This window comes from Myxococcus stipitatus DSM 14675 (genome assembly GCF_000331735.1).
Taxonomy (GTDB): domain Bacteria; phylum Myxococcota; class Myxococcia; order Myxococcales; family Myxococcaceae; genus Myxococcus; species Myxococcus stipitatus.
Map to the genome: position 1 here is coordinate 4,472,614 of NC_020126.1, position 17,413 is coordinate 4,490,026.

Below are 17,413 nucleotides of genomic sequence, written 5' to 3' on the forward strand. Positions count from 1 at the left end.
CGTTCCCGTGGACGAGGGGGCGCCAGGGACTTCGAGCACGGTGACGTGTTCACTGGCGCGCACCCGGGGACTCGAGGCTCACGGAGCGGGCGTCGGAGGCGGCGCCGCCTTCTGCTTCTTCGCGGGCTTGCCGGCGCCGCCGACCCCCTGCTGGCTCTCGGGGGTGGGCGTCGAGGCGTACAGGTTGTCGCCCAGCGAGTTGACCACCTGGGCGATGGCGCGCTGCGCACGCACGCTGTTGCCCGCCTTGTCGAGGGGCGGCGAGAAGGCCGCGATGGCGTAGCGGCCCGGCACCACGGCGACGATGCCGCCGCCGACGCCGCTCTTGGCGGGGACGCCCGCCTGGTAGAGCCACTCGCCGGTGTTCTCATACAGACCATTGGTCGCCATCAGCGCCAGCGTGCGCCGGGCGGTGTCCGCGCTGATGACCCGGTTGCCGGTGAGGGGGTTGATGCCGCCATTGGCCAGCGTGGCACCCATGGTGGCGAGCTGCTTGGCCGTGACGTTGACGGAGCACTGGCGGGTGTAGACGTCCAGCGCCTGGTCCGCGGGCGAGCCCAGCACGTCGTAGGACTCCAGCAGCGCGGTGATGGACTGGTTGCGGGTGTTGGTGTCCGTCTCCGACTTGTAGACCTCTTGATTCACCGGGAGGTTGTCACCGGCGAAGGCGTTGAAGTTGTCGCTGACCTTCTTCCAGCGCTCCTCCGGCGTCTTGGCCGGAAGCATGCTCACGGAGGTGATGGCGCCCGCGTTGACGAGCGGATTGCCCGCGCGGTGGTCCTTGTTCATCTCGATGGCGATGATGGAGTTGAAGGGCTGGCCGGTGGCGTCCACGCCAATCTTGTCCTCGACCTTCTTGGCGCCCACCTCTTCCATCAGGCGCGCGAGCGTGAAGGGCTTGGAGAGGGATTCGATGGGGAAGGGCGAGGCCGCGTCGCCGACGGTGTAGACCTCTCCATCCACGGTGACGATGGCGAGGCCGAACAGGCTGGAGTCCACCTTGGCGAGGTACGGGATGTAGTCGGCGTTCTTGCCGTCCTTGGTGCCCTTGAATTGCTGGTGGGCTTTCTGGAGGGCCTGTTGCATCTCAGCGCCGCTGGGCCGCGCCTCGTCTCCCGGGGCGGGGCGAGCAGCGGGGCTCGGGTCCTGCGCGGGCTGTGTAGAGGATTGGGGACCCGCGCCGAGCGCGAGGCCGGGGCCGGCGAGCGCCAGCAGGCACGTGGAGAGCAGCCAGCTTCTGCGACGGCGAAGTGCGAGCGTCATGTCATCTCCTCCCAGAGACCCGGGCGCTTGCGAGCGGACACTTGGTGCCTGGCCTCGGTGGTTGAGGAGTGGGGCCAGGCGCGCCGCGCGGCAACGGCAAGGCACGCGAGCGGGGGAGCCCTTGCGCTCACGCGTCCATGCAAGGCGTTGCAATCCCTCCCTCGCGTCCAGGCTTCGCGGGAGCGAGGCGACGGCTACCTTGTCCGGCGTCGCCACGCACGGCGCCTCGCCGGTGTTCGCCGACGAAAGGATGCAGACACAGCCATGCCGGAGCCGATGACCTCGTTGGAAGCAGGGGTCCAAGCCCACTTGTTGTCCGCGGTCTTCAACCCCGAGCAGGTCCGGCTGGATGTCTGGAATCGGCTGAGGGAGGAGATGACGCGGCTGGAGGCCCGTCAGGCGGAGGGACAGGTCTCACCCGCGCACGTGGAGCAGGTGCTGTCGCTCTTCGCGGAGGTCCATCCCATCGAGCGACTCTTCGTGTTCCCGGGAGAGGTCCGCCTGCAGCGACTGGCGGACATGGCCCGGCGGCACGACGTCGCGGAGCTGGCCGAGGAGGTCCGCCGGCTGGTGGCGCTCCTGAGCCTGCATCAAGACCGCGCGGCGCTGCTGGATGATGGCGAGACCGCGCGCGTGGGGGCGGTGGAGCGGGAGGGGCCGCACTACTTCACCACGCTGGTGGTGGACGACATGTCCTCGGCGGACTTCGCGCGGGTGCGCCGAGGCATCCTGGACGCGCAGCGGGGCGAGCGTCAGTTCGTCCACGAGATGCTCCAGGTCCGCTCCGTCGAGGACGCGCTGGTGGCGGTGCTGGTGAACAATGACATCCAGGTCTGCGTCGTCCGCCAGGACTTGCCGCTGCGCTCGCGGGCGCCGGTGAAGCAGCTTCGCGCCGTGCTGGACCCCATCATCGCGGAGGCGGAGCGGGCGGGCGAGGAGGCGAGCCTGGTGGTGGCCCGGTGGATTCGCCGCCTGCGTCCACAGCTCAACGTGTATCTCATCACCGATGAGTCGCTGGTGGGCCGGGAGATGCACACCGAGCGGCTCTTCGACCGCGTCTTCTATCGCTACGAGTCCCCGCTCGAGCTGAACGTCACCGTGGTGGCGGGCGTGCGAGCCCGGTACCGGACGCCGTTCTTCGACGCGCTGAAGGAGTATGCGTCCAGGCCCATCGGCAACTTCCATGCGCTGCCCATTGCTCGCGGGCACTCGGTCTTCAACTCACGCTGGTTGAGGGACATGGGGGAGTTCTACGGGCCCAACCTCTTCATGGCGGAGTCGTCGTCGACGTCGGGCGGGTTGGACTCGTTGTTGGAGCCCACGGGGTCCATCAAGGAAGCGCAGGAGATGGCGGCGCGGACGTTCGGCTCGCAACACACCTTCTTCGTGACCAACGGCACGTCGACGGCGAACAAGATTGTCCATCAGACGTTGTTGCAGCCTGGGGACGTGGTGCTCATCGACCGCAACTGCCACAAGTCGAACCACTACGGGCTGATGCTCTCGGGCGCGCATCCGCTGTATCTGGACGCGTATCCGGTGCGGGAGTACGCCATCTATGGCGGCGTGGCGCTGAGCACCCTCAAGGCGAAGCTGCTGGAGCTGAAGTCGGCGGGGCGGTTGGACAAGGTGAAGCTGGTGGTGTTGACCAACTGCACCTTCGACGGGCTGGTGTATCACCCGGAGCGGGTGATGGAGGAGTTGCTGGCCATCAAGCCGGACCTGGCGTTCCTCTGGGATGAGGCGTGGTTCGCGTTCGCCACGTTCATGCCGCTGGCGCGGCAGCGCACGGCGATGTCGGCGGCGAAGCGGCTGGCGGGGCGCCTGCGGAGCCGGACCTACCGCGAGCAGTACCGGGCCTGGCGCGCGAAGCGGGGGGACGGGGACCCGGTGGTGGGGGCTCGGGCGATGGAGGACCGGCTGATGGTGGACCCGGACAAGGTGCGGCTGCGGGTGTATGCGACGCAGTCCACGCACAAGTCCCTGTCCGCGTTCCGGCAGGGGTCCATGCTGCATGTCTGGGATGAGGACTTCGAGCGGCGTGCGGTGGCGCCGCTGACGGAGGCGTACTTCACGCATATCACCACGTCACCGAACCATCAGCTGGTGGCGTCGTTGGACCTGGCGCGGCGGCAGATGGACCTGGAGGGCTTCGCGATGGTGAAGGAGGCCTACCAGCTGTCGATGCGGATGCGGGAGCGGCTGCGAGAGGACCCGATGCTGCATCGGTATCTGCGGTTGTTGGACGCGGAGCAGATGGTGCCGAAGGTGTTCCGCGAGTCGGGGTTGAACCGCTACGTGGGGCCGAGTTCCGCGGGGGTGGAGGACCTGACGCGGGCGTGGAGTCAGGACGAGTTCGTGTTGGACCCCACGAGGATGACGCTCTTCACGGCGCTCACGGGGCGCAATGGCTTCGAGTTCCGAGGCAAGGTGTTGATGGAGCGCTTGGGCATCCAGGTGAATCACACGTCCATCAACACGGTGTTGTTGAACGCGACCATTGGTGTGACGTGGGGCTCGCTGTCGTTCCTGTTGGATGGGTTGCGGCAGGAGGTGGAGCGCCTGGAGACGACGTTGGCGCAGGCGACGGGGGTGGAGCGGAAGTTGTTCGAGGCGAAGGTGCGGTCGATCACCGAGGAGCTGCCGCCGCTGCCGGACTTCAGTGGGTTCCATCCCGCGTTCCAGCCGTCTGGGAGTGTGGGGGAGGGCGACTTGAGGAGCGCGTTCTACCTGGCGTACCAGGAGGAGAACTGCGAGTTCGTGCCCCTGACGGAAGCGGCCGAGGCCTTGGAGTCAGGGCGTCCGTTGGTGTCGACGCGCTTCGTGGTGCCGTATCCGCCGGGGTTCCCCATCCTGGTGCCGGGGCAGGAGGTGAGTCCGGGCATCGTGGAGTTCATGACGAAGCTCGACGTGAAGGAGGTCCATGGCTACCGGCCGGAGCTGGGGCTGAGTGTCTTCACGGAGTCCGCGCTGGAGCGCGTCGCGGGGGGCGAAGTGCGAAGAGGGCCGGAGCCGCGAGAGACCGGGTCGCGAGATGAGCCCGGCCACTGGTCGGTGCCCGCGCCGCACTGACGGCGGAAGGTTCCGGGCGGGAGGTCTGGGGATGTGGGGCAACGTTCGTCAGCCCCACACAGTCGGACCCTGTTGGTAGTTCGTTCTTCGAGCGCCTCGATGGAGGGGCTGCTCGGAGGACGTGATGACGCTGACTCGGGTTGCGATCCTGTGGCTGAGTCTCCTGGGGGTGGGCTGCGCGACGACCCGAGCGGTTCGCCTGGATACAGGAGAGGGCGTGCTTGTTGTTCATGCCTCTCCCAAGAAGGTCACGCCCATCGAGGTGAACAGCGCGGAGTTCGAGCGCGTCTTGGTTCAGCTCCTCCTGGAGATGCACCTCTCCGTGAGGACGTCTGCCGAGACGAGCGCCAGATTCCAGCGTGTGTCGTGGGGCACGACTCCGAGGCTCGAGGGCGCTGACGATGACGCCTGGTGCTCTCTGCAAGGCGAGCCGGCCGTGTGTCGCGCGCTCCTGGATGAGGGCTTCAGTTTCCTGGACGCGAGTGCCCGGCGGAGGATGGCGATCTCCTTTGCTTGGGATGGCGTATGGGCTGGCGTGCAGGACGCGGTGAGGGACGTCGTCAACCCATTGACCCTCAAGGTGATGCTCTCCTCGGCAATGGCGGCCTACATGTTCTTGGTCGTCGCGCCGGAGCCTCTGACCAAGGTCGTGGCGATTGCCCTGACGACCTACGTCATCGCGTACATCGGCGTGGATGCCTTCCTGAACCTCGTGGAGGGATGGAGACGTCTCTCCGCGGACTCGGAACGGGCGGTGTCCTTCCAGGAACTGCAGGAGGCGGGGCACCGCTTCGGCGAGGTGATGGGCGCCAATGGCGCACGGGTCCTCATCCTGGCCCTGACCATGGCTTTGGGAGGTGGCGCCGCGAACATGGCTTCCAAAGGTCCCATGCTCCCAGGGTTTGCTCGTGCGGCGCTGGCGACAGAGACGAACGCGGGTTTCCTGATGTCCGCGGCCCTCTCGGGCGGCGTCCGTTCCATCTCCGTGTCGAACGGCCTGCTGACCGTGGGGCTTGTGCCGGGGGCTGTCGCCGCGAGTGCCTGGGATGGAGCGCGGGGCTCGAGCGTTGCTACATCGGCGTTGGGAGATGGCCCGGGGCTGAAGAACGTCTATAACGGGGTGCGAAGCGCGCCTGGCTACCCGCCTGAGTTCAAGGCTCTTCAGAACGGAACGACCCGACATCGGGTCGCAAACAAGGACCTGCTGGAGAAGCTGCGAGAACTCGAACCAGGCGAATGGACCAAGGTCTATCGCGACGGCTGGGCGGGGCCCGATAAGGTGTCACTCCATTACTTCGAGAGTGCATCGGGCAAGGTCTTCAACTTCAAGGTCAAATCAGGGTGGAGCAACCCATGAATGAACCCACGCCACCGCGAAGGGTACCGCAAGAGGACCTCTGGTTGCGAGCGGACGACCTCTTTGAGTCGCAGCGACTGGTGGCCATTGCCGCTCTGGGGATGTGCAATGCCCTGACCCAGAACGCCGTGACTCCCGCCTACGCATGTCATCAGCTTTTCGGGCCAGCCCTGTTGTCGCGCCTGGCCTCGATGAACGCGCATCCAGAGCTCCGGCATGCCCTTCATCTGGCGAGTGAGTTCGAGGACGTGGCGGATGTCGCGCCCGACAAGCTGGCGTCGGCGATTGCCGAGGTCCAGGACAAGCTGCTGGGTGTCCTGCTGGCGCTTGCCCCACCGGAACCCGCCGGAGAGAAGTGGCTCGTGCCGCTGCCTGAGCAGCGGGCTTGAGCCTGCACTCGTGTCACCCTCCGCTCACACATGCCAGTCGATGGCGCTTGCCGTCTCCTTCGCGACGGGAAGCGCCACGTAGAACGTTGTCCCCAGGCCCGGGCGGCTCTCCACCCAGACGTGGCCGCCATGGGCATCGGTGATTCCCTTGACGATGGTGAGCCCCAGCCCCGCGCCTTCCTTGCTCCGGCTCCCGGCTTGCCAGAAGGGCTCGAAGAGGTGGGGCAGGTCCTTCGCCGGTATCCCCGAGCCCGTGTCACGCACCGAGCAGCGGACCATTCCCCCCCAAGGCTCCGCGCTCAGCGTCACCAGCCCCCCCATCGGCGTGAACTTGAGCGCGTTCCCAATCAGGTTCGAGAAGAGCTGCAGCACCCGGTCTTTGTCGACGAAGACCGCGGGCACTCCCGGCGCCACCTCCAACTGGAGATGAATGGACCGCGCCTCCGCCAGCGCACGGTGCAGCTCCAACGCATCCTGGAGCAGCGCCTCCGTGGCCTCCGACCTGCGCTCCACCTTGAGCTTCCCACCCTGCATCCGCGCCACATCCAGCAGGTCCTCGATGAGCGCCGTCGCCCGAGCCACCGCCTTCTGGATGGACACCAGCGGCCTCGAGTCCGAGGCCCGCTCCTCGGGTGAGCGCTTCATCAGCGTCCCCGTGCTCAGCGCGATGACATTGAGCGGGGACCTCAGGTCGTGCGCCACGATTCGCAGCACCTCGTCCCGCAGGTGCGTGGCCTGCTCGGACTGCGAATGCAGCGTCGAGTTGTCGATGGCCAGCGCCGCGCGCCGCGCCACCTCCTCGACCAACGCCAGGTCCCGAGCCCCATAACGCCGCCCGGACTCCGACATCCCCAGCGCGACCACCCCCACCGTGTGCCCTCGCGCGCTCAGCGGAACGACAATCATCGACATGGGCGCAAGCCGCATCATCATCTCCAGATGCCGCGCGTCCTCCGCCGACGACTCCAGCAACTTCAGCGGCACCTCGTTCAACAAGATGGAGTGCCCTGTCTGGAACACCTCCGCGAGCAGGTGTCCCCGCCGGAAGGGGACCTGCGGATACGCCTCGAACAACGCCTCCAGCAGCCGCGTCTTCTCCGCCGTGGACGCATAGCACTCCCGCCGCATCGCCTTCCCCGCCTCGTCAAGCATCGCGATGATGCAGAAGTCGGAGAGCGATGGGACGAGCAGCCGCGACACCGTCGACAAGGTCGTCGCCGGGTCCAGGGAGCTCGCGAGCCGAGGGCCCGCCTCGGACAGCATGTGCAAGTCCAACTCCAATCGCTTGCGCTCCGAGATGTCTTGAATCTGCGAGATGAAGTGCAGCGGCTTGCCGCGAGAGTCGCGGACGAGTGACGCCGTCAACAGCACATCGACCGAGTGGCCATGCTTGTGCAGATAGCGCTTCTCGAGCTGATACGTCCCCAGCTCCCCGTTGAGCAGCCGCCGCACGAACCCCATGTCCATCTCCAGGTCATCGGGGTGGGTGATGTCCTGGAAGGTCCTCGCGAGCAGCTCTTCTCGCGAGTACCCCACCATCGAGCACAGCGCGCTGTTGACCATGAGCAGGTGCCCATCCAGGGCGACCAGGCTGCTTCCAATGGGTGTGTGCTCGAACGCCGTGCGGAAGAGCTCCTCCCGGTTCCTCCGAGCCTCCTCCGCCCGCACCCGAGCGCTGATGTCTCGCAGGATGACCACCTGCAAGCGCATCCCATCGACACGAACATCCCCGACGGTCGCCTCCGCCGGGAAGCCCTCCCCACTCTTGCGCAGCCCCACCAACCGGCGCCGCTCCTCCCCCGCGCGCCCCGCCGGCATCTCCAGCAGCACACGAGGCTCCTGGATGAAGACATCCAGAGGCCGCCCCAGCGCCTCGCTCGCCGAGTACCCGAAGATCCGCTCCGCGCCCGCGTTGAACAACGTGACGTGTTTCGCTTCGTCGATGGTGAGGATGGCATCGGCCGCGTTGTTGACGATGCCGGAGAAGCGCGCCTCCGAGACCCGCAGCGACTGCTCCACCTGGCGCTGACGCGAATCCATCCGGGACAGCGCATTCGCGCTGCGCACCAGGATGCCCAGGAACACGGCCACGGTGATGAGCGCGAAGATGGACGTGCTGAACGGCGCCCCGCGCAGTCCCATCCGCTCGCTGAAGAGCTTCACCCCCCACACGAGCAGCGGCGCGACGACGGCCGCCGGAAGGAGCCTGCGCGCCATGACGCCGCCCGCGTCCCTCCTGCGCAGCACCCCCATCAGCCCGAGCTCCGGATGGACCGAGAGCACCCCGAGCGCCAGGAGCAGGAGCAGGAGCGCGGTGTGGACCGCCATCGCGGTGAAGGGGCCAAACGCGACGAGCCCCGGCGGCGGGTCGTGAGAGAGCTCCTCCAGATAGACATACCCGATGAGCGCCTGGGCGGAGACGAGCGCCACCGTGAACGCCAGCAGCCGGGCCGGATACCACCCCGACCGTGTCCTGACATGGAGCAGTAGGAGCGAGGCCCCCATCAAGCAGAGGTTCACCGCCGTCATCGGCGACGGCCGTCCCGGGATGGTCGGCGACATTCCCAGCACGGTGCGACGGAAGACGAGCAGGTCGATGCCCAGGTCCACGCGCCCCACGTACTCGATGACCACGAGCACGCCGACGAGCAGGACGAGCGAGGCCAGACTCCAGCCCACCAACAGGCGGGCGCGGCCCACGGGCCTCTTGCTCAGCAGCCAGAGCGCCGTCGCCATCGAGAGCAGGGCCAGGGCCGTGTTGGGCATCATCATGCCGGCGCCCGGGATGCTCACGATGCGGACGGCGCGCTCACTCGCCGTGGCCCACCCCAGCAGCGTCGTGGTCGCCACCAGGATGGCGAGCAGGCTCACGGCGGGGACCAGCCAATCGAGCACCCTGTCGAGCGGGTGCGAGGAGCCACTGCGTCGCACGGCCGTCATGGTGGAATCGTCCACTCGATAACCTGGTGCGGGCCGCTCGTGACGGCCAGGGGCACTCCAGCGTCCAGTCCCCTGGCTGGTTCAGTGGGGACCGGCCTCCGGCGGGTCGGCGTGGTGGGGCGCGCTCTCCCAGCGAATCCACCCCAGGTCCCTGACGAAGAGCGTGTAGAGGACCGGGACGAGCAGCAACGTCAGCACGGTGGCCGCGGTGAGGCCGCCAATCTGGGCATAGCACAAGGGCTGCCACAGGGGCCCGCCGTGCAGCGCCAGGGGAATGAGTCCCAGCACCGTGGCGGCCACCGTCACCAGCACGGGCCGGAGGCGATGCACGCCCGCGTCGATGAGCGACTCCCGCAGCGACTCTCCTCGCTCGTGTGCCTCTTCGATGTAGTCGAAGAGGACGATGATGTGGCTGACGATGACGCCCATCAGGCTGATGATGCCCAGGAAGGCCATGAAGCTGAACGGCGCGCCCATGATGACCAGGGACACCATCGCCGCCACGGCGCCGAAGGGCAGCGTCGCGAAGACGACCAGCGGCTTGATGGCGTTCTTGAACTGGATGGTGAGCATCACGTAGATGGCGGCGATGAGCAGGCCCAGCACGATGACCATGCTGCCGAAGGTCTTCTTCTGCTCCTCGGCCTCGCCGCCAATCTCCAACGTGTAGCCGATGGGCAGGCTGCGCTGGAGCGCGTCGAGCCCCGGGCGGGCCTCCTTCAGGATTTCCGAGGGGAGCACGCCGTGCTGCGGGAAGGTGGCGACGGTGATGGTCCGGAATTGGCCTCGGCGGCGGATCTTCTCCGTCTGCAGTGAATAGGTGACGTGGGAGACCTGGCGCAGGGGGACCTTCTGCGGACCGCTCTGCGAGCTGATGTAGAGGTTCTCGATGTCGCCCAGCCGCGCGCGCTCCTCGGCGCGCAGCCTCGCGACGATGTCGATTTGATGAATCCCCTCGCGCAGCTGTCCCACCGTCATGCCGTTCATCGCCGCGGCGGACGAGAGTGCCACATCCAGGTTGGTGACGCCCGCGAGGTTGGCCCGGTCCGGGTCCACCTCCAGCTTCACGGAGAACGTGTCGCTGCCCCAGTCGTCGCGGGTGCGAGCCGTGCCAGGGAGCGAGCGGAAGAGCGCCTTGGCGCGCTCGGCGATGGCGCGCAGCTGCGTGATGTCCTCGCCGGAGACGCGGATGGACACGGGGATGCCCACGGGCTTGCCCGTCTCCAGCTCGCGCACGTCGATGCGCGCACCCGCGATGCCTCGCGACAGCGCATCCTGGAACAGCGGCACGAGCATCCGCGTGTCCTCCTTGTCGCGGACCTGGACGACGAGCTGGGCGTAGTTGAGCTGCTGGAGCTCGGGTGCGACGGAGAACCAGAAGCGCGGGCCTCCTCCGCCGATGAACTCCGTCACCGACTCGAGCACGCGCCGAGGCTTGTCGTCGTCGCCGGGGTGCTCCTGCCCGTACTTCTCGGAGACGGCCTGGAGGATGCGAGTCGCCTCGCGAGCGGTGTCCCGTGTCGCGGTGAGCGTGGCGTCCTCGGGGAGCCAGACGTCCACATAGGACAGGTAGGAGAGGTCCTTGGGGAAGAAGGCGGAGCGGATGCGGGTCCCGACGAAGGCGCCGAGGACGAGGAGCGCCGTGGCGATGCCGACGACGAGGAACCGATGGTCGATGGCCCAGCCCACCACCTGTTGATAGTGCCGGGAGAAGCTCCGCGAGGAGGGGCTCTTCTCCTCGGTGGGCGCGCGCAGGAGGGTGGAGCCCAGCAAGGGGATGAACGTCATCGACACGATGCGCGAGGCGACCAGCGACAAGGTGAGGACGATGGGCAGCGTGCGGATGAAGCGGCCGGTGTCGCCGGGGAGCGAGAGGAAGGGCAGGTAGGCCGCGATGTTGGTGAGGGTGGCGAAGAGGATGGCGGTGGCCAGCTTCGTCGGGCCGAGCCACGCGGCGATGCGCGGCTTCCATCCCATGGACAGCGAGTGCTTGATGGCGTCGCTGGCGACCACCGGGTCATCCACCAACAGGCCCAGCGCGATGATGAGCGAGGCGATGGAGATCTGCTGGATGTCCACGCCGAACACGTGCATCAGCCCGAAGGTCATCGCCAGGGTGATGGGGATGGACAGGGCCAGCAGCAGCGCGGTGCGCCACTCCCAGAAGCCGATGAGCGCCACGAGGACCACCAGGATGATGGCCTCGTACAGCGACGACATGAACAGCGCGACGTTCTCCTTCACCTGGAGCGGCTGGTCCGACGTGCGGCGGATGACGAGGTCCTCGGGGAGGAGCCGCTCGACGTGGGCGAGCTCCGCGCTCACCACCTCTCCGAAGTGGTCGATCTGCTCCCCGGGCCGCATGTTGATGGCCAGGGTGATGGCGCGGCTGCGGACGAAGTTCCCTTGCGCGTCCCTCGCGTCCAGGTAGTTCAGGAAGCGGGGCGGGCTCTGATAGTCGCGCCGGATGTCCACCAGGTCTCGCAGGTAGACGGGGGTGCCCGCGCTGCTCCGGATGGCGATGATGTCATTCAGTTGCGTCTCGCTCGACAGCTCCCCCGACGGGTCGATGGTGATGCTCTTCCCGCCGATTTCGAGGATGCCGCCCGGCGCGGTGATGTTGCGCGCGGAGATGACGTTGGCGAGCCCCGACGCCTGGATGCCATAGGAGGCGAGGCGCTCCTGCGAGTACTCGAGGAAGATCTTCTCCGGGAGGACACCGGCGCGGGTGACCTTGGAGACGACGGGGAGGCGCTGGAGGTGGCGCTGAATCGTGTCGGTGAAGTCGTCGAGCTGCCGGTGGGTGTAGCGGTCTCCCGCGTGCAGCGTCAGGCGCGCGAGGGTCTCCTGGGGGGCTCGGACGACGATGGGGCGCCAGACGTCTGGGTGGAGCTCGGAGATGCTCAGGTGGTCCTGGGCGAAGATGCGCAGGTGCTCCAGCAGGGCCTCGTCCTGGAGCTTCGTCTCCATGTCCACGCCGATGAAGCCGGGGCTCTGGATGAAGCGTGCGTCGCTCGTGTCCGGGAGCGTGTCGAAGAACTGGCGGGCCTGGTCTCCCAGCCGCTGCATGGACGTCGCGTTGATGGAGGGCGGGAAGCTCACGACGACGGTGGCGCGCGGGCCGGGTGTCCTGGCGGCGGCGCGCACGTCCTGGATGGCGCGGGCGATGGCGCGCGAGCGCAGCTCCAGCTCGACGCCGTTGGCCTGGGGGCTCGCCACCGTGAGCATCAGCGTGGCGGTGTCGCCGAAGTCCTTGAGGAAGTTCACCGGGCCCGCGCCGCTGGGAAGGTCTCGAATCGTGTCGAGCCGCCCCTGGATGTCGTCGAACTCCTTGGCCCGGTCCGCCACGTCCTCCTTCAGCGTGACGTAGACGACGGACAGGCTGGTGCGGCTGATGGATTCGATCTTCTCGACGCTCGCGTTCTCGGAGATCTTCTGCTCGATGCGGCGGGTGACGAGCTGTTCGATCTTCTCCGCCTCCGCGCCGGGCCAGAGGCAGGTGGCCACCGCGACCCGCACGGCGATGACCGGGTCCTTCGCCTTGGGCATCTTGAGGTAGCCGTAGATGCCCCACGCCAGGGTGAAGAAGAGGAACACCCAGGCGACCTGCCGCTTCTCCGTGAAGTAGCGCGCGGTGTTGTGCTTGGTGCGGACCAGCACCTCGTCCCGAGCGCGCTCCGCTTGCCGCGGGTCCGCGCGTGGCGAGCCCGACTCTCCGGTGGGCTCGCTCAAGGAATCACCTCCACCGCCTCGCCATCCGAGAGGAGGCTGGCGCCCGTGACGATGATGCGCTCACCGGCCTTCAGTCCCTTCTTCACCGGGATGACGTTGCCCAGGTACTCGCCCAGCTCCACCTCGCGGGCCCGCGCAACGGCCTTGCCCTCCTGGTCCTCGAGGACGAAGACGGCGAAGGACTCGGGCTTGCCCGGTGCGCGGATGATGGAGGACAGCGGCACGAGCAGCTCCGGCGGGAGCTCCGCGCCTCCACCGCCGCGCAGCGACAGCGCGGCCACCATGCCGGGCTTGAGCCGTTGGTCGGTGTTGGGGATGGAGACCTCCACCGCGAAGACCCGGCTCTTCGGGTCGGCCGAAGGGGCGATGCGGGAGATGCGCCCCTGGAACTGCTGACCGGGAAACGCTTGGGTGATGACGGCCTGAGGTGCTCCCAATCGGACATTGGGGAGGAGGGTGTCCGGCACGCCGAACACCACCCGGACGCTCTGCGTCTCCGCGACGGAGAAGGCGACCGTGCCGGGCGCGGCGAGGACACCGACCTCGATGGTGCGCTTGAGCACCACGCCCGTCAGGGGGGAGCGAAGCTGGGTGTCGTCGAGCGCGGTGCGGGCTTCCTCCACGCGGGCCCGAGCCACCGCGGCGGCCGCGGCGGCGCTGTCGCGTTGCGTGCGGGCCGCGTCGAGCTGCGCGGGCGTGGAGACCTCCGCGGCGACGAGCTTCGTCGTGCGCTCGAAGTTGATCCTCGCCTGCTCCTCGGCCGCGCGGGCCTGGGCGAGCGCGGCGCGGGCCTCGGTGAGCTTCTGGGAGTAGTCGGTGGTGCGCAGCGCCGCGAGCTCCGCGCCCTCGCGGACGGCGTCTCCTTCTTGGAGGAGGCGAGGGCGACCGTCGACGTCACGCACCTTGGCGATGGACTCCACATAGCCGCCGACCTTGAAGGCCACGTCCACGCGCGTGGCGGGCTGGATTTCGGCGGAGAAGCGGGCATCCGTCGGAGCACCGGCGCGGCCCACCGTGGCGATGCGCACCGCGGTGGCCTGCTCGGGAGGAGGAGCACTGCGTCCACACGCGAGCCCGACCAGGGCCCACGCCGACAAGGTGAGGGCCTTCAACGGCATCCGCATGACACTGGCTCCCGCTCCCAGACATCGCGCTGCATGAAGGACGGCGTGTGGAAGAAGACCGCCGTCGCGGCAGAAAGCTCACCACGGTGGAAGGAGGTCTCGGGGGTGGGGACAGCGTGGTGAGCGAGACCTGTCACGCGCTCGACAGGGAACGACAGCCGGATGCTCAAAGGACGACGAGCAGGGCCAGCGACGCCGTCGGATAGACCTGCCGCAGCGTCATCTCTCCGCCCGTCACTTTCAGGTGGCGGACATCCGTGAACGTGAAGCCCGGTCCGCCGCGCGCCGTGAGGCCGACACGCCCGGCGCCAGGCCGGAACATCACCCCCACGGCTGGCTCCAGGAACGCCGCCGTGCTCGCGCCCTGGTAGGGGCCCTTGTCGGAGCGGGCGACGAACTCCTCGAAGCCCGCCGTCAGCCCCACGAAGGGCCGCAGCGTGCCCTGGAACAGCGTGGCCACCGTGTACCGCGCGTCCGCGCCCACCGCGTAGTTGAGCTTGGCCTCACCCAGGTCCGCGCCCTCGAAGCGCGTCCGCACGCCCACCGAGTTGCCCCACTGTCCCGCGCGCGCCATCAACCCGAACGAGAACGGGCCGTCGAACGTGGGGGAGATGTCCAGGCGGACGCCGTACATGGACGCGTCCAGCGCGGGCGGGGAGATCTCCAACAGCACCGCGCCTCGCCGCTCGCGCTCCTGCGGCGGAATCCGCTCCCCCGCGGCGTCATCCGCCAGCGCGGGCACCCCCGCCAACACGCCCGCCACCAGGACTCCCTTCAGCATGCCCTTCGTCCGCGTCTTCATTGTGTCCTCCGGTTTAGTCGGTCGACTAATTTAGTTACACGACTAACTAAGGCGGGGCTCGGGTGATGTCAAGGCGACCGGGCAGCCGGCTGTGGCACCCTTGCAGGTGGGAGTTGTGCGTCCTAAGGGAGACAGATGGCTCGACCACGCAGTGGCAAGACCTCATCCAACCCAGCGCCGGAGGTGGCGGGGGAGTCGGATGCCCGAGCGCGGCTCATCGCGGCGAGCTACCGCGTGCTGGCCGAGCGGGGCTACGACGCGACGACGGTGAAGGAGGTCGCGCGGGTCGCTGGGGTGAACCAGGGGTTGGTCCACTACTACTTCGGCAGCAAGGACGCGCTGCTGTTGGCGGTGACACGCGAGCACAGCCAGCAGTACGTGGCGGAGCTGCGGCGGCTGCGGGAGGAGACGCCCTTGGAGCAGCTGGCGGACGCGAGCTTCGCCTGGGGAGAGCGCCACCTGCGCTCCGCTCCGGAGCAGTTCCGGCTGCGCTACGAACTGTTCGCGTTGGGACTTCGCAACGCGGAGCTCACGGCCGCGGTCGGGGAGCTCCAGGCGCAGGGGGACTCGGAGGTGGCCCGCGTGGTGGCGCGCTACCGGGGCGGCGAGGACGTGGCGCCGGAGCCCATCGACCAACACTATGCCTCCATCATCAAGGCCTGTTTCGACGGGCTCGCGCTTCAGTCGTTGCTGGACCCCGCGTTCGATGCGACACCTGTGTATGCACTGTTGAAGCAGATGGTGTTGAAGAGCATGGACGGGCCCGGGGGGGCGAAGAGCCCCCCGCGCCGGGCTTCTTCCTCTCGGGGGCAGGCGCGACGGGGGGGGCCAAGGAACCGGCCCCGGCGTCGTGTGCGTCCAACTCGGTGAGGGTGACGATTGGGGACGCGGTGCGAGGAACCGATGGCACCCGCGTTATTGACGTTGAATCGTGGCGTGTATTGCCGGGGCGGCGAATCAACTGGATGCTTTCTATCTCACGTTTAGGGTGATTCATGGAGACAGAGACGTCGAGTCAGTTGGGGCAGGCGCGATAGAAGCGCCGAACCGGGCGGAGGACGAGACATGCCAGGAGCCACAGGCGGTCAGAGCGTGGGGGGCGCGCGCATGGGGACGGATACCGACGGCGCATTGCGGGCGGTGCGGTCGCTGGTGGAGCTGGACGAGACGGAAGAAGCGGCTCAGCTCTACGAAGAATTGGGGGACTCTCAGCGCGAGCGGCTGAGAAAGCAGGCGGCGCAGCGTCCGCCGAAGGAGCGGCGTGGGCTGGTGGAGGTGCTGCGCCGAGCGCGCGACTTCCTGGGCGCCGCGCGGCTGATGGATGGAAGCGGTGATGATGCCGCGGCCGCGGACCTGTATGCCCAGAGTGGCCAGTACCTGGAGGCCGCGGAGGCGTGGCTGCGCGCGGGTGACTCCGTGCGCGCGGCGGCGTTCTTCGAGCGGGGCGGGGCCTTGGAGCGCGCGCTGGAGGTGTACCGCGGCCTGGGCGCGCGCGAGTCGATGGCGCAGTGCCTGGTCCGGCTCAAGCGTCCCTTCGACGCGGCCGACCTCTACCGGGAGCTGGGCCAGCCGCACGCCGAAGTGGAGGTGCTGGGCAGCGTGACGTCCGAGGACCCGCGCTACATCGAAGCGGTGCTGCGCATGTGCCGCCTGCTGGACGTCGAGGGCTTCACGCACCGGGCGCTCGCGGTGCTGGTGGACTCGTTGACCAGCTCCGATGCGGCGCGCGCCGAGCCGGCGATGGTCACGGAGCGCGCCCGGCTGCTGCGCCGCATGGGGATGAACGCGGAGGCGGAGGCGGTGCTGGGCCGCCGCAACGTGCCCAGCGCGAAGCCCGTGGCCAACGGATATCGGTTCCTCAAGGCCATCCCCATCTTCAGCGAGCTGTCGCTGGAGGACATGAAGGACCTCTACCGTCAGGCGCGGCAGGTCGTGCTCGCGCAGGGCTCGGTGGTGCTGGGCAAGGGCGAGCCGGCCGTGGGCCTGCTGGTGCTCATGGAGGGGACGGTGGATGTCTTCAGTGGACCGGAGCCGGATGCCCGTCGCCTCAACTCACTGGGGCCCGGCGCCTATCTCGGGGAGATCTCCCTGGTGCAGGACGCCCCCGTGTCCGCCCACGTGCGAGCACGGACGGCCGTGCGCGCGCTGCGCATCAGCCGTACCGCCTTCGAGCACTACCTGGACACCCATGAGGCGGCGGCGCTGCGCATCTACCGGCTCTTCACCCAGAACCTCGCGGAGCGGGTGCGTGCCTTGAGTGCGTGACAGCCCGCGTCACTTCCAGGTGCAGCCCTTGATCTTCCCGCAGAAGGTCGCGTTCGTCGCCTTGTCGCACTCCACGGCGAGGCCCATGCACATCCGGGACGCGTACGAGTAGGAGCACCCGGGCTGGCTGCTGCAGAAGATGCTCGAGTACACCGCGCAGAAGGTCGCCTTTCCGGTGCACTTGCCGCCCGTCTCGCTGGGCGCGGCGGCCTCCGGGGTGGCCGGCTTCGTCGCGTCGTCGCTGGGGGCCGCGGGTGGGGGGGCCGAGGGCTTCTTGGCCTTGCCGCCCTGGGGGTTCTGGGACGGGGCGGGGGTTGCCGGGCCTTCCGCGTTCGCGGGGGTACAGGCGATCAACGCCGCGGTGGCGATTCCCAAGATGAGGCTCAGCCGCTGAGCGGGGCGAAGCATGTGGCGTCCTTTCGGCGCGGAGCCCGAGGGCGCCGCCGGAGTTGGAGCCCGGCAGTGTAGA

The 17,413-nt window shown here is 68.2% G+C and carries 11 protein-coding genes; 5 read left to right on the top strand and 6 right to left on the bottom strand.

Going from position 1 to position 17,413, the window contains the following annotated elements:
* Nucleotides 1-78 precede the first annotated feature (78 nt).
* On the bottom strand, nt 79-1,263 hold the full coding sequence (glsA, locus tag MYSTI_RS17610) for a glutaminase A (protein WP_015349125.1): 1,185 nt from the start codon (nt 1,261-1,263) through the stop codon (nt 79-81).
* Nucleotides 1,264-1,527: 264 nt separating this feature from the next.
* Between glsA and MYSTI_RS17615 the strand changes: the two genes are divergently transcribed.
* The 3 genes from MYSTI_RS17615 to MYSTI_RS17625 all read left to right on the top strand — a co-directional run bounded on the left by MYSTI_RS17615 (nt 1,528) and on the right by MYSTI_RS17625 (nt 6,081).
* Nucleotides 1,528-4,335, top strand: a complete 2,808-nt coding sequence (locus MYSTI_RS17615; RefSeq protein WP_015349126.1) for an aminotransferase class I/II-fold pyridoxal phosphate-dependent enzyme — start codon at nt 1,528-1,530, stop codon at nt 4,333-4,335.
* Nucleotides 4,336-4,459: 124 nt separating this feature from the next.
* Complete coding sequence (sitA5, locus tag MYSTI_RS42645; protein WP_015349127.1) at nt 4,460-5,692, top strand: SitA5 family polymorphic toxin; 1,233 nt, start codon at nt 4,460-4,462, stop codon at nt 5,690-5,692.
* Nucleotides 5,689-6,081, top strand: a complete 393-nt coding sequence (locus MYSTI_RS17625) for a DUF3969 family protein (RefSeq protein ID WP_015349128.1) — start codon at nt 5,689-5,691, stop codon at nt 6,079-6,081. The genes sitA5 and MYSTI_RS17625 overlap by 4 nt, the downstream gene beginning before the upstream one ends.
* 24 nt (nt 6,082-6,105) lie before the next feature.
* On the opposite strand, the gene MYSTI_RS17630 is transcribed toward MYSTI_RS17625, so the two are convergent.
* The 4 genes from MYSTI_RS17630 to MYSTI_RS17645 all read right to left on the bottom strand — a co-directional run bounded on the left by MYSTI_RS17630 (nt 6,106) and on the right by MYSTI_RS17645 (nt 14,679).
* Nucleotides 6,106-9,021, bottom strand: coding sequence for a sensor histidine kinase (locus MYSTI_RS17630; protein WP_015349129.1), 2,916 nt, complete (start codon nt 9,019-9,021; stop codon nt 6,106-6,108).
* Between the two features lie 81 nt (nt 9,022-9,102).
* Nucleotides 9,103-12,753, bottom strand: coding sequence for an efflux RND transporter permease subunit (locus tag MYSTI_RS17635; RefSeq protein ID WP_015349130.1), 3,651 nt, complete (start codon nt 12,751-12,753; stop codon nt 9,103-9,105).
* A complete protein-coding gene (locus MYSTI_RS17640; protein WP_015349131.1) occupies nt 12,750-13,877 on the bottom strand; it encodes an efflux RND transporter periplasmic adaptor subunit in 1,128 nt (375 codons plus the stop codon). Before MYSTI_RS17640 ends, MYSTI_RS17635 begins: the two co-directional genes overlap by 4 nt.
* Nucleotides 13,878-14,043: 166 nt before the next feature.
* Nucleotides 14,044-14,679 carry a hypothetical protein gene (locus MYSTI_RS17645; protein ID WP_015349132.1) on the bottom strand — a complete coding sequence of 212 codons (636 nt, stop codon included), beginning with the start codon at nt 14,677-14,679 and terminating at the stop codon, nt 14,044-14,046.
* A 135-nt stretch (nt 14,680-14,814) separates the two neighbouring features.
* On the opposite strand from MYSTI_RS17645, the gene MYSTI_RS17650 reads away from it, so the two are divergent.
* Nucleotides 14,815-15,549, top strand: a complete 735-nt coding sequence (locus MYSTI_RS17650; protein WP_015349133.1) for a TetR/AcrR family transcriptional regulator — start codon at nt 14,815-14,817, stop codon at nt 15,547-15,549.
* Nucleotides 15,550-15,744: 195 nt separating this feature from the next.
* Entirely contained in the window at nt 15,745-16,944 is a 1,200-nt protein-coding gene (locus MYSTI_RS17655; protein WP_015349134.1) for a cyclic nucleotide-binding domain-containing protein, read from the top strand.
* Between the two features lie 9 nt (nt 16,945-16,953).
* Here MYSTI_RS17655 and MYSTI_RS43130 read toward each other — a convergent pair whose 3' ends face one another.
* A complete protein-coding gene (locus tag MYSTI_RS43130) occupies nt 16,954-17,352 on the bottom strand; it encodes a hypothetical protein (protein WP_015349135.1) in 399 nt (132 codons plus the stop codon).
* Nucleotides 17,353-17,413 lie beyond the last annotated feature (61 nt).

Bases quoted from the DNA above. Each gene is read 5' to 3' on its own strand.
- MYSTI_RS17650 (WP_015349133.1), top strand. From the start codon at position 14,815: ATGGCTCGACCACGCAGTGGCAAGACCTCATCCAACCCAGCGCCGGAG.
- MYSTI_RS17640 (WP_015349131.1), bottom strand. From the start codon at position 13,877: ATGCGGATGCCGTTGAAGGCCCTCACCTTGTCGGCGTGGGCCCTGGTC.
- MYSTI_RS17615 (WP_015349126.1), top strand. From the start codon at position 1,528: ATGCCGGAGCCGATGACCTCGTTGGAAGCAGGGGTCCAAGCCCACTTG.
- sitA5 (WP_015349127.1), top strand. From the start codon at position 4,460: ATGACGCTGACTCGGGTTGCGATCCTGTGGCTGAGTCTCCTGGGGGTG.
- MYSTI_RS43130 (WP_015349135.1), bottom strand. From the start codon at position 17,352: ATGCTTCGCCCCGCTCAGCGGCTGAGCCTCATCTTGGGAATCGCCACC.
- MYSTI_RS17630 (WP_015349129.1), bottom strand. From the start codon at position 9,021: ATGACGGCCGTGCGACGCAGTGGCTCCTCGCACCCGCTCGACAGGGTG.
- glsA (WP_015349125.1), bottom strand. From the start codon at position 1,263: ATGACGCTCGCACTTCGCCGTCGCAGAAGCTGGCTGCTCTCCACGTGC.
- MYSTI_RS17655 (WP_015349134.1), top strand. From the start codon at position 15,745: ATGCCAGGAGCCACAGGCGGTCAGAGCGTGGGGGGCGCGCGCATGGGG.
- MYSTI_RS17625 (WP_015349128.1), top strand. From the start codon at position 5,689: ATGAATGAACCCACGCCACCGCGAAGGGTACCGCAAGAGGACCTCTGG.
- MYSTI_RS17645 (WP_015349132.1), bottom strand. From the start codon at position 14,679: ATGAAGACGCGGACGAAGGGCATGCTGAAGGGAGTCCTGGTGGCGGGC.